This is a genomic window from Streptomyces sp. CA-179760, assembly GCF_050937045.1.
Lineage (GTDB): Bacteria > Actinomycetota > Actinomycetes > Streptomycetales > Streptomycetaceae > Streptomyces.
Window position 1 is genome coordinate 8,854,317 of the sequence record NZ_JBNJLZ010000001.1, and the last position, 25,467, is coordinate 8,879,783.

General features: G+C 73.0%; 27 protein-coding genes, 2 pseudogenes and 1 riboswitch. Of the genes and pseudogenes, 9 read left to right on the forward strand and 20 right to left on the reverse strand.

All coding sequences use genetic code 11. The annotated features are described in order from the left end of the window. Nucleotides 1-103: 103 nt before the first annotated feature. The 6 genes from ACQEV8_RS40025 to ACQEV8_RS40050 form a co-directional block, all read right to left on the reverse strand. A complete protein-coding gene (locus ACQEV8_RS40025) occupies nt 104-673 on the reverse strand; it encodes a hypothetical protein (RefSeq protein ID WP_432971076.1) in 570 nt (189 codons plus the stop codon). A 250-nt stretch (nt 674-923) separates the two neighbouring features. Beyond that, entirely contained in the window at nt 924-1,256 is a 333-nt protein-coding gene (gene adfB / locus ACQEV8_RS40030; RefSeq protein WP_432971079.1) for an actinodefensin-associated protein B, read from the reverse strand. A 2-nt stretch (nt 1,257-1,258) separates the two neighbouring features. Beyond that, the gene (locus tag ACQEV8_RS40035; RefSeq protein WP_432971082.1) at nt 1,259-2,734 is read right to left on the reverse strand and encodes a hypothetical protein; all 1,476 of its coding nucleotides are present in this window, start codon (nt 2,732-2,734) and stop codon (nt 1,259-1,261) included. Continuing rightward, entirely contained in the window at nt 2,727-3,143 is a 417-nt protein-coding gene (locus ACQEV8_RS40040; RefSeq protein WP_432971085.1) for a hypothetical protein, read from the reverse strand. Before ACQEV8_RS40040 ends, ACQEV8_RS40035 begins: the two co-directional genes overlap by 8 nt. A gap of 117 nt (nt 3,144-3,260) precedes the next feature. Next, complete coding sequence (locus ACQEV8_RS40045; protein ID WP_432971088.1) at nt 3,261-3,434, reverse strand: hypothetical protein; 174 nt, start codon at nt 3,432-3,434, stop codon at nt 3,261-3,263. Nucleotides 3,435-3,469: 35 nt separating this feature from the next. Beyond that, nucleotides 3,470-3,640 carry a hypothetical protein gene (locus ACQEV8_RS40050; RefSeq protein WP_432971091.1) on the reverse strand — a complete coding sequence of 57 codons (171 nt, stop codon included), beginning with the start codon at nt 3,638-3,640 and terminating at the stop codon, nt 3,470-3,472. A gap of 181 nt (nt 3,641-3,821) precedes the next feature. On the opposite strand from ACQEV8_RS40050, the gene ACQEV8_RS40055 reads away from it, so the two are divergent. After that, nucleotides 3,822-5,153, forward strand: a complete 1,332-nt coding sequence (locus ACQEV8_RS40055) for a phosphotransferase (RefSeq protein WP_432971094.1) — start codon at nt 3,822-3,824, stop codon at nt 5,151-5,153. A gap of 8 nt (nt 5,154-5,161) precedes the next feature. After that, the gene (locus ACQEV8_RS40060; RefSeq protein ID WP_432971097.1) at nt 5,162-6,697 is read left to right on the forward strand and encodes an alpha/beta hydrolase; all 1,536 of its coding nucleotides are present in this window, start codon (nt 5,162-5,164) and stop codon (nt 6,695-6,697) included. A gap of 4 nt (nt 6,698-6,701) precedes the next feature. On the opposite strand, the gene ACQEV8_RS40065 is transcribed toward ACQEV8_RS40060, so the two are convergent. After that, nucleotides 6,702-7,358, reverse strand: a complete 657-nt coding sequence (locus ACQEV8_RS40065) for a maleylpyruvate isomerase N-terminal domain-containing protein (protein WP_432971100.1) — start codon at nt 7,356-7,358, stop codon at nt 6,702-6,704. Between the two features lie 195 nt (nt 7,359-7,553). On the opposite strand from ACQEV8_RS40065, the gene ACQEV8_RS40070 reads away from it, so the two are divergent. Next, nucleotides 7,554-9,347 (forward strand): FAD-binding dehydrogenase, encoded by a 1,794-nt coding sequence (locus ACQEV8_RS40070; RefSeq protein ID WP_432971103.1) that lies wholly within the window; start codon nt 7,554-7,556, stop codon nt 9,345-9,347. A 165-nt stretch (nt 9,348-9,512) separates the two neighbouring features. Here ACQEV8_RS40070 and ACQEV8_RS40075 read toward each other — a convergent pair. The 10 genes and pseudogenes from ACQEV8_RS40075 to ACQEV8_RS40120 form a co-directional block, all read right to left on the reverse strand. Then, nucleotides 9,513-9,692: pseudogene (locus tag ACQEV8_RS40075) on the reverse strand (hypothetical protein); the annotation flags it as partial. 22 nt (nt 9,693-9,714) lie between these two features. Continuing rightward, nucleotides 9,715-10,566, reverse strand: a complete 852-nt coding sequence (locus ACQEV8_RS40080; RefSeq protein ID WP_432971106.1) for an energy-coupling factor ABC transporter ATP-binding protein — start codon at nt 10,564-10,566, stop codon at nt 9,715-9,717. After that, nucleotides 10,563-11,312, reverse strand: a complete 750-nt coding sequence (cbiQ, locus tag ACQEV8_RS40085) for a cobalt ECF transporter T component CbiQ (protein WP_432971109.1) — start codon at nt 11,310-11,312, stop codon at nt 10,563-10,565. Before cbiQ ends, ACQEV8_RS40080 begins: the two co-directional genes overlap by 4 nt. A gap of 5 nt (nt 11,313-11,317) precedes the next feature. Next, nucleotides 11,318-11,686: an energy-coupling factor ABC transporter substrate-binding protein gene (locus tag ACQEV8_RS40090; RefSeq protein ID WP_432971112.1), complete on the reverse strand. Its 369-nt coding sequence runs from the start codon at nt 11,684-11,686 to the stop codon at nt 11,318-11,320. Then, nucleotides 11,683-12,384 carry an energy-coupling factor ABC transporter permease gene (locus tag ACQEV8_RS40095; protein WP_432971115.1) on the reverse strand — a complete coding sequence of 234 codons (702 nt, stop codon included), beginning with the start codon at nt 12,382-12,384 and terminating at the stop codon, nt 11,683-11,685. The genes ACQEV8_RS40090 and ACQEV8_RS40095 overlap by 4 nt, the downstream gene beginning before the upstream one ends. Nucleotides 12,385-12,414: 30 nt before the next feature. Next, nucleotides 12,415-12,600, reverse strand: a riboswitch (cobalamin riboswitch). A gap of 79 nt (nt 12,601-12,679) precedes the next feature. Continuing rightward, complete coding sequence (locus ACQEV8_RS40100; RefSeq protein ID WP_432971118.1) at nt 12,680-14,107, reverse strand: serine/threonine-protein kinase; 1,428 nt, start codon at nt 14,105-14,107, stop codon at nt 12,680-12,682. Nucleotides 14,108-14,325: 218 nt separating this feature from the next. Continuing rightward, nucleotides 14,326-15,624: an MDR family MFS transporter gene (locus ACQEV8_RS40105; RefSeq protein ID WP_432971121.1), complete on the reverse strand. Its 1,299-nt coding sequence runs from the start codon at nt 15,622-15,624 to the stop codon at nt 14,326-14,328. Next, entirely contained in the window at nt 15,621-17,444 is a 1,824-nt protein-coding gene (locus ACQEV8_RS40110; RefSeq protein WP_432973342.1) for an ABC transporter permease subunit, read from the reverse strand. The genes ACQEV8_RS40105 and ACQEV8_RS40110 overlap by 4 nt, the downstream gene beginning before the upstream one ends. A gap of 113 nt (nt 17,445-17,557) precedes the next feature. Next, nucleotides 17,558-18,094 (reverse strand): GNAT family N-acetyltransferase, encoded by a 537-nt coding sequence (locus tag ACQEV8_RS40115; protein WP_432971124.1) that lies wholly within the window; start codon nt 18,092-18,094, stop codon nt 17,558-17,560. A gap of 30 nt (nt 18,095-18,124) precedes the next feature. Next, nucleotides 18,125-18,559: a nuclear transport factor 2 family protein gene (locus tag ACQEV8_RS40120; RefSeq protein ID WP_432971127.1), complete on the reverse strand. Its 435-nt coding sequence runs from the start codon at nt 18,557-18,559 to the stop codon at nt 18,125-18,127. Nucleotides 18,560-18,698: 139 nt separating this feature from the next. Here ACQEV8_RS40120 and ACQEV8_RS40125 point away from each other — a divergent pair, with 139 nt between their 5' ends. Then, on the forward strand, nt 18,699-18,896 hold the full coding sequence (locus tag ACQEV8_RS40125; RefSeq protein WP_432971130.1) for a hypothetical protein: 198 nt from the start codon (nt 18,699-18,701) through the stop codon (nt 18,894-18,896). 207 nt (nt 18,897-19,103) lie between these two features. Further along, nucleotides 19,104-19,310, forward strand: a pseudogene (locus ACQEV8_RS40130) (carbonic anhydrase family protein); the annotation flags it as partial. Nucleotides 19,311-19,342: 32 nt separating this feature from the next. Here the strand turns inward: ACQEV8_RS40130 and ACQEV8_RS40135 are convergent. Beyond that, complete coding sequence (locus ACQEV8_RS40135) at nt 19,343-20,143, reverse strand: VOC family protein (RefSeq protein WP_432971133.1); 801 nt, start codon at nt 20,141-20,143, stop codon at nt 19,343-19,345. Nucleotides 20,144-20,315: 172 nt separating this feature from the next. On the opposite strand from ACQEV8_RS40135, the gene ACQEV8_RS40140 reads away from it, so the two are divergent. Next, on the forward strand, nt 20,316-21,161 hold the full coding sequence (locus ACQEV8_RS40140; RefSeq protein ID WP_432971136.1) for a class I SAM-dependent methyltransferase: 846 nt from the start codon (nt 20,316-20,318) through the stop codon (nt 21,159-21,161). 16 nt (nt 21,162-21,177) lie between these two features. Here the strand turns inward: ACQEV8_RS40140 and ACQEV8_RS40145 are convergent, their stop codons facing one another. After that, nucleotides 21,178-21,978: an SDR family NAD(P)-dependent oxidoreductase gene (locus tag ACQEV8_RS40145; protein ID WP_432971139.1), complete on the reverse strand. Its 801-nt coding sequence runs from the start codon at nt 21,976-21,978 to the stop codon at nt 21,178-21,180. 19 nt (nt 21,979-21,997) lie between these two features. Between ACQEV8_RS40145 and ACQEV8_RS40150 the strand changes: the two genes are divergently transcribed. Both ACQEV8_RS40150 and ACQEV8_RS40155 read left to right on the forward strand, forming a co-directional pair. After that, the gene (locus ACQEV8_RS40150; RefSeq protein WP_432971142.1) at nt 21,998-22,504 is read left to right on the forward strand and encodes a DUF4396 domain-containing protein; all 507 of its coding nucleotides are present in this window, start codon (nt 21,998-22,000) and stop codon (nt 22,502-22,504) included. A gap of 151 nt (nt 22,505-22,655) precedes the next feature. Continuing rightward, nucleotides 22,656-22,781, forward strand: a complete 126-nt coding sequence (locus ACQEV8_RS40155) for a hypothetical protein (RefSeq protein ID WP_432971145.1) — start codon at nt 22,656-22,658, stop codon at nt 22,779-22,781. On the opposite strand, the gene ACQEV8_RS40160 is transcribed toward ACQEV8_RS40155, so the two are convergent. Beyond that, complete coding sequence (locus tag ACQEV8_RS40160; protein WP_432971148.1) at nt 22,765-23,910, reverse strand: winged helix DNA-binding domain-containing protein; 1,146 nt, start codon at nt 23,908-23,910, stop codon at nt 22,765-22,767. The genes ACQEV8_RS40155 and ACQEV8_RS40160 overlap by 17 nt on opposite strands. A 941-nt stretch (nt 23,911-24,851) precedes the next feature. Between ACQEV8_RS40160 and ACQEV8_RS40165 the strand changes: the two genes are divergently transcribed. Beyond that, on the forward strand, nt 24,852-25,466 hold the full coding sequence (locus ACQEV8_RS40165) for a sigma-70 family RNA polymerase sigma factor (RefSeq protein WP_432973345.1): 615 nt from the start codon (nt 24,852-24,854) through the stop codon (nt 25,464-25,466). Nucleotide 25,467 lies beyond the last annotated feature (1 nt).

Genomic DNA, 25,467 nt, shown 5'->3' on the forward strand with positions numbered 1-25,467 from the left:
ATCACCACCGCCCGCACCTGTCCCGGCTTCAGCTGTCCTGGCCGCACCTGGCCTGGCCTCAGCCGTCCCGCCCGCACCCGTCCCGCTCGCACCCGTCCCGGCCTCAGCCGGCACGGCTGACCGCCGGTGCGCTGAGCGTGACACTGTCGATCAGCGCCTTCACCCCGCCGATCCCGGCCACGGGCGCGCACACCGGCTCGCCCCGGGCATCCAGCCCCAGGGCGCACGGCACGCCCAACCCGGCCAGCTCCTGCGGGAGTTCGTCCTCCCCGTCGACCACGGTCGTGGTGACCGCGTCGCGCCGCGCCGGTTCCATGAAACGCAGCAGGTGCTTGAGGGACCGGCAGGCGGGACAGTCGTCGGAGACAAAGAGCCGGACGGAGCTCACCCGCTCCTGGCAGGACTGCGCCGCCGCTTCGGCGTTCCGCTCCGCCCGGCGGTCAAGGGCGCGTACGACGCCGTAGGTGACGGCCGACGACAGCACGGCGGTGCCCGCCCGGACGAGGAGCCGGCGTTCGGGGCCCGCTGCCAGCGCGGTGGCCGCGACGAGGGACGCCGCCGCGTTCGCCCCGACGTGCGTCCGCCCGATCGCAGCCAGGCGCGCCGCACCGAAGCACGCGCACTTCGCCCCCGCATACGGTGAGCGGCCACCGTCAGGGCCGCGAAGGCGCACGTCGGGGCGAGCGCGGCGATCCGGCCGGGCGCGACGAGGGTCACGGCGACGGCCGCGAGTTCGGCCGCACCGACGAGCCTGGCGCCGTCGGGAGCCGCGAGGGGACCCGAGTCGACGGGCCAGTCGAGCTCCTCGACGGGGGTGACCGTCTTGGCGATGCCGGACACCGCGAGGGGGCCGGCGAGCGCCGCCACCGCCAGGTCGGGCAGCAGTTGACGAAACGTCCTGCCAAGGGTGACTCGCAAGGGACCTACCTCCGATCGGTGTCCGGCGTGGCAGCCTCCGCCGGAGCGGCGGACGGCTGACCCGCGCCGGGTACGGCTGAGTCGTGCGGTGCGAAAGGGACCTCGAGCCAGCCGGCCGTCACGAGTTCCCGGCTCATGCGCCGTACCGCCTCACCCGCCGGACCGGTGCCGGGGCCCGGGAGGCCGTGGCTGAGCAGGCGTTCGACGACGCGGGCCTCCTGCTCCCCGCATTCGGCGATGCTCAGCGTCGAGGCGTGGACCAGGACGGCGCCACCGAACGGCAACGGGGTGAACCGGACCTGCGGGGCGAGGCGCGGCAGGGCGTGGGACGTGGGCATGGTCAACCTCGCAGCCATCGGTCGAGCCAGACCATCCTGAGCAGGACCATGGCCTGGGCGCTGAGATCACGGCCGTCCCGCAGGATGCCGACGAGAGCGGCCGGATCGATCAGCCCCAGGTCCGCCAGCGCGCTGCCGCGCTCCAGCTCTGCGACGATCTTGGCCCGCTCGCGGTGCAGATGCTCGGCCGCGGCGAGCCGCAGCCAGTACCGCGGGGCGCTCCCGCGCAAGCCGGTGACACGGTGCGCCGCCACCGCCGTGCGCATCGGGACGTGCGACTGGAAGGTGCCGCCCCGGATCCGGCCGAGCCGGTGCGCCGGCAGCGCACCGACCGCGGCGAGCACCCCGGGGTCCAGGGCCGGCAGGTGCGCGCAGCCGTCCCCGTGCTCGGTCAGCGCCGCCTCCGCGCGGCCGAGTACGGGCGGCAGGAGTTCCAGGTGCTCACGCCACACCGCCAGTGAACCGCGCCGGGCCGCGTCGAAGGCCTCCCGGCCCTGGTCGGTGAGTCCGGGCACCCGGTCCGCGCCGGTCGGCGACGGCGGCGGGGGAGCGCCCACCGGCTGACTGTCCGGCAGGTCCGTCTCCACCCGGTCCGGATCGTGCACGACCCCTTTGTCGAACAGGGCTCGGGCCTGATCGAGGCTGCGGAGGGTTCCGGAGACATGGAAGGGCTCGCAGGCCAGCAGCCGCCAACCGCGCGGCCCGAGGCGCGCGTCGGGCAGCCGGGCCGACATCAGCGGGTCCAGCAGTCCGCCGCTCACCACCGGAAGCCCGGTATGGGCGGCGAGTCGCTCGGCCAGCAGCCGGGGCACCTCGGTGTCCGGCAGCGGGGGCAACGGCTCCTCCCCGGTGATCCGGTGATGGTCCAGCAGCCCGAGCAGGTCCAACGGCACGCGCTCGTACCGCAGTCCCGGGACGCGGGGCAGCGCCGTGCCGCCGAACCGGCCGCCGAAGTCCGCGTGCACCAGCAGCGGCCGATGCCCCGCCCGCAGTGCGCCGGCCGCGACGAACGCCGAGGACAGACCGCCGCTGAAGGAGATCGCGTATGGGCCGGCCCAGGCGTCGAGGGCCTCGGCCAGGGCCCGCACGGGGCTGCGTCGCGTCGCGGCGGTCTCCGGGCGGTGCCGGCCGACCCGCACGCCGTCGCGGTCCAGTCGTACGGTCACTCCGGTGGCCAGCCGGTGGACGCCCGGCAGGGGAGTGCTGTCGGGCGCGGGTGCCGACCCGAGGGCCATGGCGAGCAGCGCACCCGGATCGGGCTGGGGGAGTGGCCGGCCCTCCTGGAAGTCGGCCAGGTCGCCGCTCCACTCCAGCCGGCCGTGGCCGACCCGGTAGTACAGCGGAGCCCGGCCGGGCAGGTCGCGGCGCAGTTCGAACGCCGCGTCGGTGGCGAGAAGCCGCGCGCCCAGGGGTTCCGCGGCCAGGGCCGGCCTACTGCGGCTCAGCCGGCCGCCCGTGTATGCGACGACGTCACGCACTGCTCTCACCCTCCGGCGCGTTCGTGTAGATCTCGACGTACTCCTCGTTCACGGGGAGCGACGTGCTGAGGACGGCGCCGCCGCAGCGCACCCAGGAGTAGAGGCCCGCGGGCGGTGCGGCCGGGGCCACTTCCCGGCCGAGGTGGAAGGAGGCGGGGAAACCCATGTGGCGCAGGCCGGCCGTCAGATAGAGCGCGTCCTCCACCGGATCCAGGAAGCCGACCGTCAGCCGCTGGACGGCGCGCAGACCGGACACGGCCGTCCGCGCCCGGCCCAGCGGCCCGAAGCGCCGGGCGGGCACCCGGGGCCAAGCGGCGAAGTCGAAGGTGCCGCCGTCGCGCCGGGAGGACTCCAGAAAATCCTTTCCCGCGCGCGCCGATGGCAGCAGCGCGGATACATCCATCACCATTTCCCGCACACCTTTTCCGTCATGTTCAGCCAGGGAACGCCCTGCCAGGGCGCGTTCCGGAATCCGGACCGGTGGTGCCGTCGGCAGCCGGGCGGCCGCCGACGGCACCGGTGAACGTCAGGGCGTCTCGCACTCCCACCATTCACAGAGGAGCCCGGAGCAGCAGTCGGAATCCCAGAGGCACGAGCCACCGTTCGGGGCGCACGCCTCGGCTATCTGGGTCGGCTCCGAGAACATGTGCTGCTGGAGGCCGCCGGCGGCGATGCGCTCGGCCACAGAAACACCGGTCATGACTTTCCTTTCCCTCAAGGACGGGAACCCGCCGCTCAGGCGCGGCAGGTCCACCACTCACAGAAGCGCGGGTTGCAGCAGTCGGAGTCGAACCAGCAGCTCTGTCCGGGGTACTTGCACTCCTCGGCGACCGCGGTCGGCTCGGAGAACATGTGCTGCTGGAGGCCGCCGGCGGCGATGCGCTCGGCCACGGAAACACCAGTCATTTCTCTTCCTTTCGAGTCGTGATTCGTTGTCGATGAACGACGCTAGGAGCGTCGTGTGCGACCGGACAAGGATTTCCACCCGTCCCGGACTGTCCCGGACTGTCCCGGCCGGGACGGAATCCTTGACGGGGCGACGCGTCGCGGCTTCTCATCGTGAACTGTGAATTTCAGTGCCATTCCCATGGAACGCGACGGAATTCTGTGTCTGCTGACGCATGAGGCCGGAGACTTCTGGAGCTTTCCCGGACACCGGCATCACGGGCCGGGCGAAGCGAACTCCTGGATTCGCGAGCGCTTCGGCGCGGAGGTCAGCACCATGGACGTGCTGCGCATCCCCCCGGAATCCTCGGCACCGCCTTCGTACCTCTTCGTGCACGAGACGCACGACGCCACCGAGCCCCCTCCTCCCGGTACCCGCTGGGTGCCCGCGGCCGAGCTGGACCCCCACCGTGCCCCGGACGGTCACCACCGGCTGCTCGCCCTCTGGTCCGCCGCACGGCACCGCCGCGAGGGCGCCGAATGGCTGCCCTGGCAACGCCCCGGGTGGTTCGCCATGGCCACCGCCTGGGCCGTGGGGGAGCTGCGCGCACTGGGCATCGAGACCGTGGGCCCCGCCGAACAGGACGGATTCCGGGCCTGGTCCAGTCAGCTCCGGCTGCCGACGACGTCCGGCGTGATCCACCTCAAGGCGAGCCCGCCGCCGCACGGACACGAACCCGCGCTGACCCGGCTGCTCGCCGAGTGGTTTCCGGGGGCGGTCCCCACCGTGCTGGCCGTCGACGTCCCGAGGCGGCTGATGCTGACTGCGGACTTCGGCCCGGTACACCGCCCCGAGGGAGCGGCCCGCATCGTCTCCCACTTCGAGCGGGTGGCAGGGCAAGCCGCCCTGATCCAACGGGAGTCGGCGGAGCGAGCGGCCGAGATCACCGCCACCGGCTGCCCCGCCCACCCACTCGGCCGGTTACCGGACCTGTTCGACGCCCTCATCACCCAGGCGTCCGACGAACTCACGCGTGAGGAGTCCGCACAGCTGCGGCGTCTCGTCCCCGGCTTCGCCCGCGACTGCGCGCGACTGGCACTCCTCGGCCTCCCGGACACCGTCGTCCACCACGACCTGTGGCGAGGCAACTTCCGCGTCGACGGCGACGACGTACTGCTCTTCGACTGGGCCGACAGTGTGCTGACCCACCCCTTCCTCCAACTGGACATCCTGCTACGGGACCTGGACGACGCCCTGGGCTCCGCCGAGGCCCACGGGCAGGTCCGCGACACCTACCTCGCGGCATGGGCGGGGCATCGACCGCCGGCGGAGCTCCGCGAGGGCCTCGCACGGGCGGCGGCCATCGCCCCCGTCAGCCGCGCGCTGCTCATGCGTGAGCGGCTGGCAGGGGCGCCCTCGCACCTGCGAGACCGCTACCGGGGAGCGGTCACCGCGCCCCTGCGTGCCTGCCTCGCCCCGGCCGGGCGGGCACCGGACCGCACACCCGAGCCCGCCACCACCCGAGGCAACTGAGGAGCAGCATGCCCCGCCGACCCGCCCCTGCCGCCCGCCGCACCGCCGTCTGCGCCGCCACCCTGGCCCTGCTGGCCTGGCCCGGCCCCACGACGGCGCACGCCGAGCGGCCACCGCAGCCGTCGGTGCGCTGGCTTCCCTGCGACCAGGTGCTGAAGCCCGCACCCCCGCTGGACCCGGACATCGCCGACTGCGCGATCCAGCAGGTTCCGCGTGACCACGCGCGACCGAACGGGGACACCATGGGCGTGGTCATGCTCCGGCACCGGGCCGAGGACCCCGCCGAGCGGCTCGGTACCCTCTTCGTCAACCCGGGCGGCCCCGGCCAGTCGGGGCTGCACTTCGCCTACCGGGCGGAGAAGTTCCTCACCCCCGAGGTCCTCGCGCGCTACGACGTGGTCGGCTTCGACCCGCGCGGAGTCGGCCAGAGCACGGCCGTACGGTGCTTCGCCAGTCAGGAGGACGCGGACGCCGCCCTCGCGGGCAAGCGCGAGGCACCGCTGACCCCCGGCGAGACGACGGCGACCCTCCGCGCCGAGCGTGCCTACACCGACGCCTGCGCGCGCCGGGCCGGCCCCCGGCTGGCGCACCTCAGCACCGCCGACGTCGCCCGCGACCTGGATCTCATCCGCCAAGGCGTCGGCGCCGAGCGCCTGAACTTCGCGGGGTACTCGTACGGTTCCATGATCGGCGCCACGTACGCCAACCTCTTCCCGCGGCACACCGGCGCGCTGATCCTCGACGGCAACATCGATCCCCCGCTGCGGATGACGGACGGCATCGAGTACGACCGGCAGCGGGCCGTCGCCGCGGAAGAGGTACTGACGGCCTTCCTGCGGGACTGCGCGCGCGAAGGCGACCGGTGTGACGTCGGCGAGGGATCACCGGCAGCCGCCTTCGAGAAGATCCGCGACCGGCTGCGGAAGGGGCCGGTCACCCTGCCGGACGGCAAGGTCGTCGACTTCGCCGGCCTCGGTGACCTGGTGCTCGGCAGGCTGTCGGCCGGGGACCTGTCAGGGCTGGCCCGATCGCTGAAGGCCCTCTCCCAGGCTTCAGAGACTCCTTCGCGAGGCCAGGCATCCGAGCAGCGGACCGCCTACCGCGGCAACGACTCCGCGAACGCCGTCAACTGTGGTGAGAAGCCGTACCGGCTGCCCGCCGCGGCCTGGCCGCTGCTCGCGAGGCACTGGGAGAGGACCAGTCCGACCTTCGGACGCTCCCAGGCCTACGACGCCCTGCCCTGCGCCACCTGGCCCGTACGGGCAAGCCACAACCCAGGCGTGTACACCGGACCCTGGGACCGCCCGGCCGCACGCACCGCCCTGGTCATCGGCAACCGGCACGACCCCGTCACCCCGTACTCCTTCGCCGAGCGCATGACCGCCCGGCTCGCCGACGCCCGCCTGCTCACCGCCGACATGTACGGACACACCGCCATGGGGCTCAACACCTGCGTCGACCGGCTGGCCACCCGGTATCTCATCGAGGGCGAGGTCCCCGCGGCCGGCACCGTGTGCCCGGCCGACGCCCCGCTCTTCCGCTGACCGGTCAGCCCAGATAGAGCGGGAACTTCGAGGCGGGCCCGCCGAGCGCGGCCTGCTCCGCCTCGGTCGGCGCCCGCCTGCCGGTGCCGATCAGCAGCGCGTCGGAGTCGTGGAACGACGCGGGGAACGCGGCCTCCGCGATCTGCTCCAGCATCGCGCGGGACCGGGTGAGCCCCTCCGCCGGCGGCTGCTCCGCGTCCGGGAGGTGGGCGATCAGGTCGAGGTGATGCAGCGTCCACTCCATGACGTAGGTGGAGAGATAGTCGCTCACGGTGAAGACCTCGTCGCGTGTGCTGACCTTGCCGGCCGGGTCGGCGAGCTGCGCGGCCCGGCCGGCGGCGGAGCCGACGTCGTCCAGGTGGAACTTGAGCAGGTGCGGCTCCTCGTACGCGGCGGCGAGCCTGACGGTCAGCGCGTCGAGCGGGTCGTCACCGGTCGGCGGTGTGTCGGCGACCTCCCAGTAGGTCACCGCGTCACGGGTCGGCTCCCTGTCGGAAGGGGTGGCGAGGGTGATCAGGACGTCCTGGGCGTCGATGACCAGATGGCACACCAGGTCCCGCACCAGCCAGCCGGTACAGCCGGACGGCCGGGCGAAGTCCTCGTCGGCCAGGTCGGCGACCGCCGTGCGCAACGCGGTCCAGGAGCGTGAGAAGAGATCCACCTCGGCAACGTAATGCCGTGCCGCGAGGACGGACAAGCGCATTTCACCCACCTCACCAACTCCCGGACAGCACCCATGAGTTCATGGGCCCAGCACTCTGGCGGCCCTCAGAACTCCTGGGCTACCGTCGGTAACACCCCTGGTTGCCCCAGGGGCCTCTCCCGACCCCTGCGCACCTCCTCCGGAAGGCGGCCCATGGAACACCCGTCAGAACCCGCCGCGTTCACCCGCCGCCGTGCCCTGACCGTGGCGGGCGGTGTGCTCGCCGGTGCCGCGCTCGCGCAGTCGGCCGTCCCGGCCTTCGCGGCCGGCGCCGGATCGTCCGACGCGGACGCCATCGTCGTCGGTCACGGTCTCGCCGGGCTCGTCGCCACCGCCGAACTGGCCGCCGCCGGACGCAAGGTGCTGCTGCTCGACCAGGAGCCGGAGTCCGGTCTGGGCGGGCAGGCCTTCTGGTCGTTCGGCGGACTGTTCTTCGTCGACTCCGACGAGCAGCGGCTCATGGGCATCAAGGACTCGCGGGAACTGGCCTGGCAGGACTGGCTGGGCACGGCCGGTTTCGACCGTGGCATCACCGACCCGTCGGGCCAGGACCACTGGGCCTACAAGTGGGCCGAGGCGTACGTGGACTTCGCCTCCGGGGAGAAGCGGTCCTGGCTCGCGGGGCTCGGCATGCAGTGGTTCCCGATCGTCGGCTGGGCCGAACGCGGCGGCGGCCTCGCGGACGGGCACGGCAACTCCGTACCCCGCTTCCACGTCACCTGGGGCACCGGTCCCGCCGTGGTCGAACCCTTCGAGAAGAAGGTGCGCGCGGCCGTCGACGACGGCAAGGTGACCTTCAGGTTCCGCCACCGCGTGGACGACCTGATCGTCACGAACGGCGCCGTCACCGGCGTACGCGGAAAGGTCCTGGAGCCCAGCAGCGCGGCACGCGGCAAGCCCAGCTCCCGCAAGGTGGTCGGCGACTTCGAACTGAGCGCCCCCGTCGTGATCGTCACCTCGGGCGGCATCGGCGCCGACCACGACCTCGTCCGGCAGAACTGGCCCGCGCGCCTCGGTACGCCCCCGAAGTCCATGATCACGGGTGTGCCCGCGCACGTGGACGGCCGGATGCTCGCGATCACCGAGAAGGCCGGCGGACGGATCGTCAACCCCGACCGCATGTGGCACTACACCGAGGGCCTGAAGAACTACGACCCGATCTGGCCCGACCACGGCATCCGCATCCTGCCGGGCCCGTCCTCCATGTGGTTCGACGCCACGGGCAAGCGTTTCTCCAGCCCCGACATCCCGGGCTACGACACGCTCCACACCCTCAAGTCGATCACCGACACCGGATACGACTACTCCTGGTTCGTCACGACCCAGAAGATCATCGCCAAGGAGTTCGCGCTCTCCGGCTCGGAGCAGAACCCGGACCTCACCGAGAAGAACGTCTGGAAGCTGCTGTCGCGCATCTGGCAGACCCCCGAGCCGATCGAACGGTTCAAGGAGAAGGGCGAGGACTTCGTCGTCGCCGAGACCCTGCCCGAACTCGTCGCCGGCATGAACAAACTGACGGGGGACGACCTGATCGACCTGGCCGGTCTGCAACGGCAGATCGAGGCCCGCGACCGCGAGATCGCCAACCCGTACACCAAGGACGCCCAGGTCATGGGCATCCGCAACGCCCTCGCCTACCCCGGCGACACCCTCAGCCGCACCGCCTCCGCACACCGGATCCTGGACACCGGCGCGGGACCGCTGATCGCCGTACGCCTCAACATCCTCACCCGCAAGACCCTCGGCGGCCTCCAGACCGACCTCTCCGGCCGCGTCCTGAACGCCTCCGGCAAGCCGATCAGTGGTCTGTACGCGGCCGGTGAGGTAGCCGGCTTCGGCGGCGGCGGTGTCCACGGCTACCGCTCTCTCGAAGGCACCTTCCTGGGCGGCTGCCTGTTCTCGGGCCGCGTGGCGGGACGTGCGGCGGCGGCCGCGACCGCGACCTGACCCGACCGGGGGCGGGACATGGCCTCAGCCCGCCCCCGGCCCCGCCCGTCAGATGAGTCCGGGCCGCTCCCCGTCCAGTTCGGCGCGGACGGTCCGGGCCGCCGAGACCAGGTTCTCCAAGGACGCGCGGGTCTCGGTCCAGCCGCGGGTCTTCAGGCGCTTCTCCGGCCGGTCGGCGGAACGCAGTGGCAGCGTCTCGCGGAGGGCGGGCTCGTCGACCTGGATGACCGATGTCCCGGCCGCCTCCAGGTCTCCCGCCTCGTCCCGCAGGGCGAGGGCGACCTGCCGGGCCGTCGCGTCCCGCCTGGCTGAGGGGCGAACCAGCCGCTCCGTCAGCCAGTACACGGGGAGGCCGCGGAAGCGGCCCTCACCCGCCGCTCACCGCCTGCCCCGACGCGAGGGCGGCCAGTTCGTCCGGGGTGCGCGGGCCGGACGCCGACTCGGGCAACAGCCCCTGGGCACGCAGCAGTTCAGCGGCGGCGGCACCCCACGGCAACCGCAGTCCAGCCTGCCGAAGGAGATCGGTCCTGGCCAGTGCCGTGGGCGCGGGAGCGAGGTGCACACCGTCCGGGGTGAGGAGCGCCGCGTCGTCGGCCCAGCGCAGGGCGAGATCGACGTCGTGGGTGGCCATCACCACAGTGGTGCCGTTCGCACGCAGCCCGTCGAGCGTGCTGAGGAGCCGTTCCTGGCCGTCGGGGTCGAGTCCGGCCGTCGGCTCGTCGAGGACGAGGACACGGGGCCGCATGGCGACCGCGCCCGCGATGGCGGTCCGTTTGCGCTGCCCGTAGGAGAGCAGATGGGTGGGCCGGTCGGCCAGGGCGGTGATGTCCAGGGCGGCGAGCGCCTCCGCCACCCGCGCCCGTACCTCCTCATCGGCCAGCCCGAGGTTCAGCGGCCCGAACGACACGTCCTGTTCGACCGATGCCGCGAACAGCTGGTCGTCCGGGTCCTGCACCACGAGCTGGACGGTCGTGCGCAGCCGGGTCAGGCCCTTGCGGTCGTACGTCACCGGCTGCCCGGCGACCGTCAACCGTCCCTCGTGCGGCCGCAGTCCGCCGCTGAGCAGTCGCATCAGCGTGGTCTTGCCGCTGCCGTTGCGGCCGAGCAGCGCGAGCGCGCGCCCCTCACGGATGTCGAAGTCGAGGGCGCTGAGCACGGCCGGGCCGTCCTCGTAGGCGAAGGACGCGCCCCGCAGGGCGACGAGGGCGGGCTCGCTCATGTCAGCGGCCTTTCCAGTACGAGGGTGAGGACGGCCAGCGCCGTGAGGAGCGCGCAACTGGCGACCGTGAAGCGGACGGAGACACGGGCCTCGGGCACCAGGACCCGCAGGGTCCCGTCGTAGCCGCGCCCCGCGAGGCCGGCCTGGAGGCGGCCCGCCCGGTCGAAAGCCCGGACGAACGCGGTGGCGCCGAGCCCGCCCAGCGAGCGCCAGGCAGCGGCCCGTGTGGTGTGACCGAGCCGGGCGGCCTGCGCGTCGCGGATCCGGCGCACGGAGTCCAGCAGCAGGAAGCTCATGCGGTACGTCACGAGCGCGACATCGACGACCGGTGCCGGGATGCCGGCCCGGACCAGGCGCGGCAACAGATCGGACACGGGTGTGGTGAAGGCGAACAGCAGCACCCCCAGGGAGGCCGCCGAGGTACGCAGCAACAGCTCCCCGGCCCGCAGGAGCCCGTCGTCCGCGAGGGAGACGAAGCCCTCCGGCCCGCCGACCTGGACGAGCAGCGTGAGAGCGCCGGTCACGCAGAAGCCCAGCGGCACCCGGTAGGCCCGCCACAGCCGCCGGCCGGGCACACCGGCCGGCCCCAGCAGCAGGGACACGGCCGTCACGAGCACCAGGGCCGCGCCCGGCCAGGGCGGCAGCGAGATGGCCAGCACGGTGAGTCCGAGTCCGAGCACGGCCTTGTCCACGGGATGGCGGCGGCGCCAGCGACTGCTGTGCGCCGCCGCGTCGATCGGCAGCACGTGGCTCAGGACCTCTCGGCCGTGGACTCCTCGGCGGCGTCGGCTGCCGAACCGTCGGCGCTCCGCTCCCGCGCCTGCCGCTCACCCTGCCGCCGGCCCCGGCGCAGACCGAAGTAATAGGCGAGGACACCGGCGCCGAGCGCGGCCTGGAAGGCGAACAGCGCCGACTCGATCTCACCCGACGGCGGCTCGTACAGCGGCGAGAACCAGGGCTTGTAGTCCGGGTCGATCTCGGTGATCGCCGTCTCCGCCTGGGCATCGGCGCCCGCGAACGGCTCCTCCTTGTGGTCGCCGAGGCCGAGCGCGAGCGGCAGTACGGCGAGCGCGGCCACGGCCAGCAGCAACAGGAGGTTGATCTTCGTGCTCTTCTTCATCGGGCCGCCACCTCGGTCTCGGTCCGGGACTGCTTCTCGGCGAGGAGCACACCCAGCCGGGTCAGTTCGCCCCTGCTGGACTGCACCAGCAGCCGCATCACGAGCACCGTCAGCAGCCCCTCGCTCACCGCGAGCGGAATCTGGGTGACGGCGAAGATGGTGCCGAACTTGCCGAGCGCGCCCACGAACCCGCTGCCCGGGTCGGGGAAGGCGAGCGCCAACTGCACGCTGGTGACGCAGTACGTGGACAGGTCGGCGAAGAACGCCCCGAAGAAGACCGCGACCATCAGCGGCACGCCGTACCGCCGCAGCAGCTTGTACACGGCGTATCCGGCCCACGGGCCGACGATCGCCATGGAGAAGACATTGGCGCCGAGCGTGGTCAGACCGCCGTGGGCGAGCAGCAGCGCCTGGAAGAGCAAGGTGATGGTGCCCAGCACCGCCATGATGGGCGGCCGGAACAGGATGGCTCCCAGGCCCGTTCCGGTGGGGTGGGAACAACTGCCGGTGACCGACGGAAGCTTCAGGGCGGACAGGACGAACGTGAAGGCACCGGAGGCACCGAGGAGCAGGGTGCTCTCGGGGTGCTCGCGCACCTCACGGGTGAGCGACCGGACTCCGTGGACGACGAACGGTGCCGACGCGACGCCCCAGGCGACCGCATGTGCGGGTGGCAGAAAACCCTCGGCTATGTGCATGGCTCAGCAGACCCTCTCCAGCACCTCGTGGATGGTTGACGCGCCTTGGCCGGTCTCCTGGCTGACGGGTACCACCGCCCGTACTCCGCCTTCCCGGGTTCCGAAGAACCCAGTGGCTGCCCGTGGGGGCCGGAGCCGGACTTCCCGATTCACAGTGGCGAGGGCCGCACCGGCATCACACCGGATTTCCCGTTCACCAAGGCGTGGTGACAGTAATGCCGAGATAAGGACGATGACAAGCCACCCGAGGGGGGCGCGCGAGGGGGCGTCCGCTCGCACACCGGCGCAGGGCCGCTCAGTCGTCGCCCCCGTCGTCATCGTCGTCCCCGTCCTCCCACGTCTGACGGGGCTTCTCCTGCTGGGGTTTGTCCGCCTTTCGCGGCGGGTCGGCCGTCTCCTGAGCCGGAGCCGTGGGGCCGGGTGTCGATTCGACGGGGGTCGGGGGAGGAGGCGCGGTGTTGGACGGGGTGATATCGGCCACTGTGCCGGCGGCCGCAGCAGTGGCAGCCGGGTCCGTGTCCGCCGCCGGAGCGGAGGAGAGGGCCGAGGCGGATCCCTCGGACGGTGTCGCGGCGGGGCTGCTCGCGGAGGGGGACGCGTCGGGCTCCGTGCCCTCCGTCGCGGTGTTGTCGGGTGAGAACCACAGCATGCCGGCGAGCATCGCGGCGGCGAAGAGTGCCGCCGCGGCGACCGTCGCGGCCGCTCTGCGCCGGTTGTCGGGGGCGGCCCGGGGCGCGGCGCGGCGCGCACGCCCGGCCTGGGGTGTCCGGCCGGTGCGCGGCCCAGGGGCGCCGGGCAGCGCGTACGTGGCCGGGCTGCGGGTCTCGGTGGCCGGATACGGCCTCGGCGTGGCGGACGTCACCGGGGGCGCGGCCTCCGGCAGCGGCTCGGGCAGCCCCCGCCAGGCGCCGCCGGCGAACCACTCGGCCGCCCGCTGGGCGGTGGGCCGGTCCTCGGGCTGCTTGGCGAGCAGGCCGAGCAGATAGTTCTCGAAGGCCGGCGGGAGTCCGGCGACACCGAGCTCGCGGGGCGGTACGGGCGCGGAATCGAGGTGCTGGTGGAGGAGCGCGACGGCGGTGTCGGCCTGGAACGGTGGCCGTCCGCTGAGGAGTTGGTAGAGCAGACACCCCAGTGAGTACATGTCGGAGGCGGGACCGGCGGGCTGGCCCAGGGCGCGTTCGGGCGCGAGGTAGAGGCCGGTGCCGACGATCTGGCCGGTGGCGGTGAGCGCGGCGCCGGGGTCGTCGAGGAAGCGGGCGATGCCGAAGTCGCCGATCTTCAGGGTGCCGTGGGCGTCCAGCAGGAGATTGGCGGGCTTGATGTCACGGTGGACGATGCCCTGCGCGTGCGCGGCGGCCAGCCCGGCCGCGGCCTGCGCGGCGAGATCGGCAACCCGCTCGGCGGGCAGCGCGCCGGATGCGGCCAGCACCCCGGCGAGGCTGTCGCCCTCGACCAGTTCCATCACCAGGTACAGCCGGTTGTCGTACTCGCCGAAGTCCAGGACACCGACCAGATGGGGGTGGTTGAGACGCCCGGCGGTCTGGGCCTCCAGACGGAACCGGGAGGCCGCCGTGACATCGGTGTCCTGGGGCAGCAGCAGCTTGACGGCCACCGCTCTGGCGAGCGTCTCGTCGTACGCGCGCCAGACCTCTCCCATTCCACCGCGCCCGATCTCAACATCCAGCCGGTAGCGGCCCGCTAGCAGCACTCGTCCTCGTCTCATGCGTATGGGAAGGTACGTCGCCGCAGGCCGAACTCCCCGTTTCGAGGCGGGGGTTGGCGGGGGACGCGCAGCCGACCCAGGATACTGGCGCCGCGTGACCACTGATCTCCGCAGCGGTGTCGAGGGCCGGTACGGTCCCGGAAATCCGGGAGCGGAAACGTCGCCCGGCGGAGTGACGGTGCGGTGCGCGCGGTTGCCCCTGGGGCGCAGCCGCCTGATCAGGCCGCCTTGTCCGCCGCCTCTGCCCGGCCCGCCCGACGCGGCAGCAGAGCCACCGTCAGGGCCGGTACGGCCGCGAGGGCCAGCCAGGGCACGGCGGGCGGGAGGCCGAGATCGAGGAGGGAGCCGGTGGCGGCGCTGCCGGCCAGGACGATCAGGCCGGAGACGGAGGACAGCGCGCCCATGTAGAGGCCGATCCGTCCCTCCTCGGCCAGGTCGGGCACCCAGGCGCGGGCGGCGGGGACGACCAGCATCTGCCCCACGGTGAGCAGCACGACGAAGCCCGCGGCCGGCAGCAGCCCGGCGACTCCCGTCCAGCCGGCGGGGCGCGCCGCGGCCACCACCGCGAAACCGGCCGCGATCAGCAGCAGCCCCGCCGTCATGGAGCGGCGCAGGTCCAGCCGGTCGCCCGCCCAGCGGGTCACCGGCAGCTGGGCGAACACCACCAGCACCGAGGACAGGGCGAACAGCCAGGACAGCGGCGCCTGGGAGCCCGCCGCGCGCTGCACCTCGTCCGGCAGGGCCAGATACAGCTGGTTGTAGGCGAGCAGGTACGAGCCGTACGCCCCGCACAGGGCCAGGAAGCGGCGGTTGCGCAGCAGCAGGCGCGCCCCGCCTCGCTCCCGGGTGCGGACCCGGCCCGGGATGTGCTGCGGCATCAGCCACAGATGCCCGGCCAGGACGAGCACGAAGACCGCCGCACCGGCGAGGCACGCGGTGCGGAAGTCGACGGCGAGCAGCAGTCCGCCGAGCAGCGGTCCGACGAAGGCGCCGGCCTGGCCCGCCACGCTGAACAGGGCCAGGAGACGCGTGCGCGAGCCGCGTCCTTCCTCCTCCCAGACCACCGCCTGGCGGGCCACCTCGGACTCCACGGCGGGGGAGAACAGCGCGGCGGCGAAACCGATCACCAGCACGGCGCCGATCACGGCCCAGCTCGCCTCCGCGTACCCGAGCCACGCGAACCCGGCGATCCGCAGCACACAGCCGGCCAGCACGACGGGCCGCACCCCGAACCGGTCGACGAGCGAGCCGCCGACCACGAACAGTCCCTGCTGGCTGAAGGTACGCAGCCCGAGCACGAACCCGACCAGCCAGCCCGCCATGCCGATCGCGGTGCCGAGGTGCTCGGCGAGGAACGGCAGGACGGCGTAGAAGCCGATGTTGAAGGCGAGCTGGGTCAGGATCAGCAGCCGCAGCAGCGGCGACAGCTCCTTCCAGAGCCGCCAGGCGCTCTCGCGCGGGGACTTGGGCGCACGGGCGGACCGGCGGGCCGGCACACGGGAGATGGGGTCGGTCATCGTTCTTCTGTCGGTGAGGTGGACACAGGGGTGGACACAGTGGTGGACACGGGGGCCGGGAGGGCGTCGGGGCTGTTCCGCTGCCGCTGCGGGGGCATGACCCGCTCCCCGGGCGGGCCGGCCGGGCCCTCGGGCCGCCTGCGCCGCCGGGGCAGGCGTACGCCGCCCGCTGCCGTCACCGCGAGCGCCCCCAGCAGAGCGAGTACGGCGGCGGGGAAGAGGACGGCCCAGGGGGCGCGCTCGGAGTACGGCTGGTTCTCGGCGAGCAGCAGGCCCCACTCGGGGGACGGCGGCTGGGCGCCCAGGCCGAGGAAGCCGAGGGCGGCGAGGCTCAGCGCGATACCGGGCAGCCGGAGCAGGGCGTGCCGTGTCACGGGCGACAGCACGGCGGGCAGCAGTTCGTGCCAGAGCAGGTACCAGCGGCCGGCGCCCAGTGCACGGGTCGCGGCCAGATGCGTGGTCGCGCGTTCCTGCCGCAGCAGGGCGGACGTGTGGGCGGCCAGCGGGGACCAGGCGACGACACCGACGGCGATCGCCGGCGTCCAGGGCCCGCTGCCCGCGACGCCGGCGACGAGGAGTCCGGCCAGGACGGGCGGCACGGCGCTGACGGTGTCGACCAGCGGCCCGGACAGCCTCGGCAGCAGCCCCAGCAGCAGCCCCACGAGGAGCGCGGCGGCGCTCACCGCGAGGGCGATGCCGAGGGTGGTGAGCGCGCCGTGGGAGACCCGGGCGAGGACGTCCCGGCCGAGCGCGTCCGTCCCGAACGGGTGCGCCAGGGAGGGGGACCGCAGCCGGGCGAGGGCGTCCAGGGCGAGCGGGTCGCGGGGCAGGCCGAACCCGATGACGGCGGCGAGCAGCGCCGCGTACAGCAGGGGCAGGGCGCGGCGCCCGGACGGGCCGGCGCCGTGCAGGGAGTGCAGGGCGCCGTCGCGTAGCGCGGGCCCGATGAGCAGCCGGGCCGACTGCCGGGCGAGGACCCCGGCGACGGCCGCGACCAGGACGAGGGCGAGGGTGCCGGTCTGCAGGACGGGCAGGTCCTGGGCCAGGGCGGCCTGGAGGGTGAGCCGGCCCAGCCCCGGGATGTCGAAGATCTGCTCGACGGCGACCGAGCCGCCGGTGAGGCCGACCACGAACAGGCCCAGATTGGGCAGCAGTCCGGGCACGCAGCGGCGCACCGCCTGCAGCGCCACGGACTTGGGCGGGACACCGCGTGCCGCGGCGGCCAGCGCCCACGGCTCGGTGAAGGCGCTGGGCAGCAGGTCGTCCAGCATCCGTCCGAGGATCGCCCCGGCGGGCAGACCGAGGGCCAGCGACGGCAGCACCATCCACTGCGGCCCGTACCAGCCGAGAGCGGGCAGCCAGCCCAGCTGGACGCCGATCACCGAGGCCAGCACCGAGGCGACGAGGAACTCGGGCAGCGTGGCCAGCACGGCCGACGCCGTGCCGCCAGTGCCGCGTACGGCGAGCCGCCCCCGCGAGCCGAGCCGGAGTGTGCGGGCACACACCGCGGCAACGGTGCCCGTCGCGACCACGAGGGCCCCGGACATCAGCAGCAGCGAGGCGCCGAGCGACTGCACGACGTCCGGCAGCACCTGGCCGCCGGACACCCACGACGTGCCCGCGTCCCCGTGCAGCAGCCCGCCCAGCCAGCGGCCGAGCAGTGCCGGCGGGCCGTCGTCCAGCCCGAGTTGGTAGCGGATGGCGCGCAATGTCTCGGGCGTCGGGTCACGGTCGGCCGAGCGGGCCTTGAGCACGGTCAGCGCCGGGTCCGTGCGTGACAGCCACGGCAGCAGGCCGATCGCGCCCACCAGAGCGGCCATGAGCACGGCCCGCCACAGCAGCGTCGGAGCGCCGCCCCGGGCCAGCACGCGCAGGGCGGCGAGGCCCTTGGTCAGGGGTGAGTTCGAGGTGTTCAGTGTCGTCCCCGTGGTGCTCAGGCGAAGGGAATCTCGAAGTGCACCGCGCCGCTGCCGCCGCCGGGCACTTCCTCCCGCTCGTCGCACACCACCTTGCCCAGCGTCCGCCACAGGCCCATCGCGCCGGGGGAGTGCGGATACGTGTGCAGATAGACGGACCGGTAGCCGCCGTCGGCCCGGGCGAAGTCGACCAGCCCCTCGACCAGCCGCCGGGCCAGTCCGCGCCGCCGGTGTGCGGGGCCTGTGTACAACCGCCGCAGCTGCGCGGTCTCGCCCGAGGGGTACCGCTCGGCCAGCCAGCGCGGATTCGGAGGATGAGCCGGCCCGCGGGCGTCCAGCGCCCCTGTGGCCGCCACCGTCCCGTCCCGCTCGTCCACGGCCACCAGGAGGGTGTGCCGCGGCGGTTCGACGTAGAACTGCACCGGGTCGATGATGTCGGCGTGCCAGCGCGGCACATAGCCGGTGTCGAAGTCGCGGTACACGGCGTCCAGCATCACCACCCGCGCCCCGTCGATGTCCGCAGGTGTGGCTTCCCTGATGCTGTAGTCATGCATTTGCGCATCATATGCAAATCACATGAACGCTCATTCGGGGGCCGTGGATGAGATGTCGGTGGCCGCGGGTGTGATGTGGCTCAGCACGCACCGCCAGCGCCCGTCCCGCCTCACGAACACATCCGTCGTCCACTCGTCGGCGTCGTAGCGCTCGCCCTGGTAGTGGGCCGTGTTGGTGACCCGGCCGGTGACCACCGCCGTGTCGCCGTGGACGCGGACCCTTGGCCGGGTCCTGAGGTCCATCGCCGAGTGGGTGAGCGCCCCGGACTCGACGAGTGAGAGGAACTTCTCCTTCGGATCGATCCCCGACTCGGAGACGATCACCCAGTCGTCCGCCATGAAGCCCGCGATGCGCCCGGGGTCGTTGGCGACGATCGCGGCCGCCCAGTCCTGCACCAGACCGGAGAACTCGCGGACGGTGTCCTCGCCGGGTTCCTGAGCTGCCGCACCGGGACCTTGGTTCATGCCGTGACCGTAGCGCGTCAGGGCCGCGATCCGGGGTGTTCAGCAGTCCGGGTGACCTCGCGCGTCGGGGGCGCCGGCGTGGGAAAGGGATGCGGTCGTCGTTGCCCGGCCGTCCGCCCGTCGACCGAGGTGATCCCCCGTGTCCCTGACCGCCCCCGCCGCCGTCGGCACCGCGCCGCAGTCCCAGAGCCCGGTCGACATCCGTCCGCAGGACACCGACGTCTCGGCCCTGCCACCCCTGCGCCTGCGCCATCCGGCGCGGCTCTCTCTGCGTGTGAGCTTCGAGCGCCCGACCGGCACCGGCCCGACCGTGCCCGGGCCGAGGAGGGCTCGGTGAAGGCCGAGCCGCCGCGCGGGCAGGACTGCCTGATGAGCATCGGCGACGCGTCCTACCACCTGGAGGACATCCACTGGCACACGCCGTCCGAGCACATCGTCGGCGGGGTGGCGTTCCCGATGGAACAGCACCTGAAGTACGCACGGACGATCAGGGAGGGGGAGGGGGGAAGCGGCCGCGGCCGTCGCCGGTGCGAAGGAGTACGCGGTGCTCGCCGTCTTCGTCCACCCGGGCGACGCCAACGGCTCCCTGGAACGGCTGCTGGAATCCGCCCGCCGGAGCGAAGACCCCTGGGATGTGCCCGACGTGGAGATCTACACCCTGCTGCCGTCCTGCACCGAGTCCTACCGCTACCTCGGATCCACCACCACCCGCCCCTACACCACCGGCGTGCGCTGGACCGTCCTGACCCACCCGGTCCAGGCGTCCGCCGCCGCGCTGGAGCACTACCGCGGCCGGGACGGAGCGAGCACCACGAAGTCCGCGTTCGCCGGGTCGAGACAGACGGCCAGCCGGCCGACACCCTCCATGTCCTCGGGCCCCATCTGCACGCTGCCGCCGTACTCCCTGACCTTGGCCACGGCGGCGTCGCAGTCGTCCACAGCGAAGACCGGGTGCCAGTACGGCCGCCCGTCCGTCAGATCCAGGTCCTGCGGGCGGAGCTCCACGAGGCCGCCGTGCATCCGGTCCTCGGGCAGCCCGGCGGGGGTGATCAGGGTGTACACGCCCGCGTCGCCCGGCAGCGGCATGTCGCTGAACTGCCAGTCGAAGAGTCCGCCGTAGAACTGCCTCGCGGCGGCCGCGTCGGTCGTCATCAACTCGGTCCAGGACAGCGAACCCGGCTCGTCGACCAGATCGAGGCCCTTGGTCGTCCCCGGCTGCCAGACGGCGAACTGGCCTCCCTGCGGGTCGGTGTACTGCGCCATCCGGCCCCATTCCTCGAGGTCCATCGGCGCGACGCGCACGGTGCCGCCCGCCTGCTCCACGGCCTTCGTCGTGGCGTCCGCGTCGGCGACGCTGTAGTAGAGCATCCAGGCCGAGCGCGCTCCCTGCTCGGTGAGCTTGCCGAGCCCGGCGACGATCTTGCCGTCCTTCCGGAACATCCCGCCCTCGAAGTCCTCGCTCTCGCCCATGGACTCGTAGTCCCACCCCAGCACGGCGCCGTAGAAGGCAGCGGCGCTCCGGATGTCCGGAGCGCCGAGGTCGAGCCAACAGGGGGAACCGGGGGCGAACTCCGTGGTGATCATGGTGATGCTTCCCTTCCGCAGGTCCTGTGTGCCCAGCGTGACACCGGGCACTGACAAGCGCCCGCCGGCCGCTCTCCGATGGGGGAACCTCCAGGCGGGGCCGTGGAATCATCGGGGTCGTCGAACGGCCGGATGGCCGCGGGACTCCGTGGTGTGAGGGCGGTGGGTGGACATGGTGGTCGGCTGGGAGTGGGACGACACGTTGTTCGCGGGGACCGCCGCCTACTACGAGCGGGGGCGGCTGCCGTACGCCGCCGGGCTGGCGGACGCGCTCGCCGAGGAGCTGCGGCTCGACGGGGAGGGGCGCCTCCTCGACGTGGGCTGCGGGCCCGGAACCATCGCCCTGAGCCTCGCGCATCTGTTCGGCGAGATCGTAGGGGTGGACCCGGACGGCGGGATGATCGCCGAAGCCGGGCGCGGGGCCGCCGGCCGGGGAGTGGGCGCCAGGGCCCGTTGGGTGCGGGCGCGGGCCGAGGCCCTGCCCGCGGGGCTCGGCACCTTCGATGTCGCCACCTTCGGGCAGTCCTTCCACTGGATGGACCGCGACCTGGTGGCCGCGACCGTCCGCGGCATGCTCCGGCCCCGCGGGGCCCTGGTGCACATCGCGGACCTGAAGACGGAGCCCCGGACCGTCGACGGCATGCCGCACCCGGCGGTCCCCTACGCGGGGGTGGACGACCTGGTGAAGCGGTACCTGGGGCCGGTGCGACGAGCGGGCCGCGGGGTGCTGACGCAAGGGACACCGGGCGCGGAGGACGAGGTGCTCGCCCGGGCGGGCTTCGCCCGCCCCCGGCGTCTCGTCGTGCCCGGCGGCCAGGTACTGGAGCGGACCCACGACGATGTCGTCGCCTGGGTGTTCTCCATGTCGTTCTCGGCCCCGCACCTCTTCGCCGGACGCCGGGACGACTTCGAGGCGGACCTGCGGCTGCTGTTGCGCGAGGCCGCGCCGTCGGGCCGGTTCTCCGAACGGGCACCGAGCACGGAAATCCTCGTCTGGCGTAAGGGCCCGGCCGCCTGATTCGGTTGCCGCGCCGTCAGTGGACCGACATGCCGCCGTCGACGTAGACCGACTGTCCGGTGACGTAGGCGGACGCCGGGCTCGCCAGGAAGACGGCCGCGCCCGCGAAGTCCTCGGCCAGGCCGTTCCGCCCGATCAGTGTGCGGTCGGCGAGGGCGGCCACCTTCTCCGGATCCGACGACAGGCGCTCGTTGAGCGCTGTCATGACGAAGCCCGGCACCAGGACGTTGCAGGTGACGCCGCGCGGCGACCACGCCTCGGCCTGGGAACGCGCCAGCGACTCCAGTCCGCCCTTGGAGGCGCCGTACGCGCCGCTCTGCACGAACGCGCGGTGTGCCTGCTGCGAGCTGATGTGCAGGATCCGCCCGAACCCGCGCTCCGCCATGCCCGGGCCGAAGCGCTGCCCCAGCAGGAAGGGCGCCTCCAGGTTGACGGCCATGGTGAGGTCCCAGACGTCCTCGGTGAGTTCGTCCATCGGCGGGCGCAGATTGATCCCCGCGCTGTTGACGAGGATGTCGGGCTCCCCGAAGGCCTCGACGGCGCGCTCGGCGGCCGTCCGCACACCCTCGCGCGTGCTCAGGTCCGCGCTGACCCACGCGGCGCGGCAGCCCCGAGCCGTCAGCTCCTCGACCGTCGCGGTCAGTCCGGCCTCGCCGCGCGCCACGAGCACCACGCTCGCGCCGGCGCGAGCGAGGGCGCCGCTGATGGCACGACCGATGCCGGAGCTGCCGCCGGTGACCACCGCGACCCGGCCGTCCAGGGAGAACAGCTCGGAGAGATACGTCTGCGTTGCTGACCGGGTGGTCTGTGTCGTCATGATCCGACACTCTAAGCGGATGGATCACAGGGGAAGTCGGCGGGACAGGACGGACCCCGCACGTCATCACCCCGAACGGCAGCCGCGTGGCAGGGCGTCCTGGGGGACCGCCGTGAAGGCGACGCTGCACTGTCTGACGGGGTGTGTGATCGGCGAGATCCTCGGCATGGTCATCGGCACCGCGCTGGGGTGGGGCGATGTGCCCACCATGGTTCTGGCGATCGGGCTCGCCTTTCTCTTCGGCTACTCGTTCACCCTGTTCGCCGTCCTGCGGACCGGCCTCGGCCTCAAGGCCGCGGTCAGGGTCGCGCTGACCGCGGACACGGTCTCGATCACGGTGATGGAACTCGTCGACAACGCGATCATCGCGCTCACCCCGGGCGCGATGGAGGCCCAGCTGACGGACGGACTGTTCTGGTCCGCGCTGCTGGGCGGTTTCGCGGTGGCCTTCGTGATCACGACACCGGTCAACAAGTGGATGATCGGCCGGGGCAAGGGCCACGCCGTCGTCCACGAACACCACTGACGCGATGTCACCGGTCGGGCGAGGCGAGGGAACCACGCGACGCCACGGGGCATTGCCCCCACATGACGCATCCCGTGCGGCAGGTCACGGTCCTCCTGCAGGAGGGAGACCCCGGGGCGCAGGCGGCCAAGCGGGCCATGGAGCAGCAGTCATGGTCTTCTTCACCCGGCTCGCGTCCGTGGTCCGGCGGCGCCAACTCGCCGGTACCGGGAACCGCGAGGCCATGGCCTCCTCCGAAGAGGCGTACGACGTGACGTCACTCACCCGCGGCCGGTGAGCAGCCGTACCTGCCCGGCGGGGAGCTTCGGCCACCAGTGGTGGTAGCGGCGGTAGACCTCGGTGTCGCGGTCGGTCAGGAGGCCGGTCAAGGACGCCGCCTCCTCCGCGAGAGCGTCCCACGTGGTGCGCGGCAGGTCGTGGAACGCCGTGGCCTCGATGCCGCCGTCGATCGCGCGCCAGACGCCGGCTACCTGGCCGTCGACCAGCAGGGTGGGCAGGACGTCACCGTTCACGCGGATCACCAGACGGCGACAGTCCGGGGGGATCACGCGGCTGCGGTCGGCGTGGGCCAGCAGGACGCTGTCCCACATGGCCATGAGGCGTGGCGGCGCCGGAGTGTCCGCCGGTGGGCGCGGGGCGCCGGGTACGTCGTAGAGGACTGTCCCGTCCGGTCCGCGGAGCTGCTCCACCGTGTCGGACAGGGCGAGCAGTGTCTGCCGTATCGGCTGCCGCGGCAGCATGGCGAACTGGGCCACGTCCGCCACCGACGCGGGCCCGAAGCCGAGCAGATAGCGCAGGACGAGCTGCCCGAGTGCGTCCGCAGACGGCTCCCGGCCCGTCGGCACGGGACCGGTCCGCGCCGCGACGAACGAGGCCCGGGTGCCGAACGACCAGGGTCCGCCGGTCGGGAGGTGGAGCAGCGGCGCGTACCCCTTGAGCCCCCACCACGCGCCGGCCTTCTTGTCCGCGCCGACCCGCTCCTCCAGCCATGCCTGAACCTCCGCGGCCGTCCGCGGCCGGTCGGCGAAGTCCAGCAGCTGGGGGACGAGTGCCTCGCCGTCGGCCGGTGTGAGCCCCGCGGCGGCGAAGCGGTGGCCGAGCCGCGAGGCGTACAGCGTCTGCTGCATCGCCTCGCGGAACACCTGGTAGTCGTCCGCGTGGACCGCGTGCAGCGTGATCCGCATCAGCGTCGCCTTGACCACCGCGCGCCGCGCGAAGGCCTCGTCCAGCTCGGCCGGGGAGAAGCCGGCCAGCCGGTTCCACAGCGCCACGTACGGCGAAGCGGCATGCTGAGCCTGGAGCGCCATCACACGCCGCACGGCCTCCCCGGCCTCCATCACCTCCCGGCCCAGCAGCAACTGACGGCTGAGGGTCGCCCGGTTGAGCTCCTGCGCGGTGATGTCCACGCCGGGGATTTTGCCGTGGCCCGGCCGGAGGCGTCGATTCCTGGACAGTGGCCTGGATCACATGCCTCGGATTGAGTACCGGGGCCGGGCGATTTTCGTACCCATGGGTGACGGGGCGGGGCCGGATGCGAAGATGAGGCGCCATGACAGCTGGGCGGTGTGCTCGCGCGACACGGGCCGCGGTGTTCGCGGCCGTCTGCGTCGTGCTCGCCGCCCTGGGGCACGTCATGATGTCCGGCGACCATGTCCCCCTGTCGACCCTGGTGGGCGGCTGGGCCGTGACGGGTGCGGCAGGCTGGTGCCTCGCGGGCCGCGAGCGCGGCCTCCGGCCGGTCGTCGCCGTCGCCGTGATCGTCCAGACCGGACTGCACTCGGCGTTCTCGCTCGTGCCGCCACCGGCCACCGGGGCAATGGGTGGCACGGACCCTGTGGACATGTCCTCCATGGGGCACGGCGTGGGATCCATGGGGCGCGACATGGGTGCCATGTCCCATCACATGGGGCATACAGGACACGCCCCGGACGGTGACTCGTCCCTCGGCATGCTCGCCGCCCACCTGCTGGCCGCACTGCTGTGCGGTCTGTGGCTGGGTCACGGCGAACGGGCCGTCTTCCGTCTGCTGCGCGCCGTGGGCAGCCGGCTGGCCGCGCCGCTGCGGCTCCTGTTCGCCCTGCCCGCACCGCCGCCACCGCCCGTGCGTGTACGGCGCTGGTCCTCCGACCGCGCGCCGCGTCTTCTCCTTCTCGTCCACGCGATCACCTCTCGAGGACCGCCCGCGGGGCCGTTGCCGCCTGACGGCGGCCGGCAGTCCCGGGGCGGCACTCGCGCGTCCCGGCCTCGGTCCCGCGTCCGTACGTCACGCCGTACGGACCGGCCGTATCCCCGCTCACCGGGCCGCACGCGCGTTCGCGTGCTCCCGGCATTCCGAGAAGGACACCAGGTGATCACTCCTGCCCTGCCCCTTTCGTACGAGAGAACCCCGTCGGCCGACGAGTCGATAACCGCCTGGGCGCTGGCCGCCCGCGGCGGCGACTCCGCGGCCGTCGACCACTTCGTGCGCGCCCTGCACCGTGACGTCATCCGCTACGTCGCCCATATGTGCGCCGATCCGCAGGCCGTGGACGATCTGGCGCAGGACACGTTCCTGCGGGCGCTCGGCAGTCTGCACCGCTTCGAGGGCCGTTCCTCGGCGCGCGTCTGGCTGCTGGCCATCGCCCGGCGCGCGGTGGCGGACAGCCTCCGGTACACCGCAGTGCGCCCCCGCCGGGCCGATCTGCCGGACTGGGAGCTGGCGGTCGAGCTGGCGCAGCCACACGGCCTGCCCGGCTTCGACGACGGCGTGGCGCTGTTCGAGCTGCTGGACGGACTGCCGGAAGAGCGGCGCGAGGCGTTCGTCCTCACACAGCTGCTCGGTCTGCCGTACGCGGAGGCCGCCGCGCTGAGCGACTGCCCGATCGGCACGGTCCGTTCCCGGGTGGCCCGTGCCCGGGCGACGCTCATGGCCTTGCTCGCCGAGGCGGAGGAAGCGCCGACGCCGGCCCTGGCCGCGGCCTGAC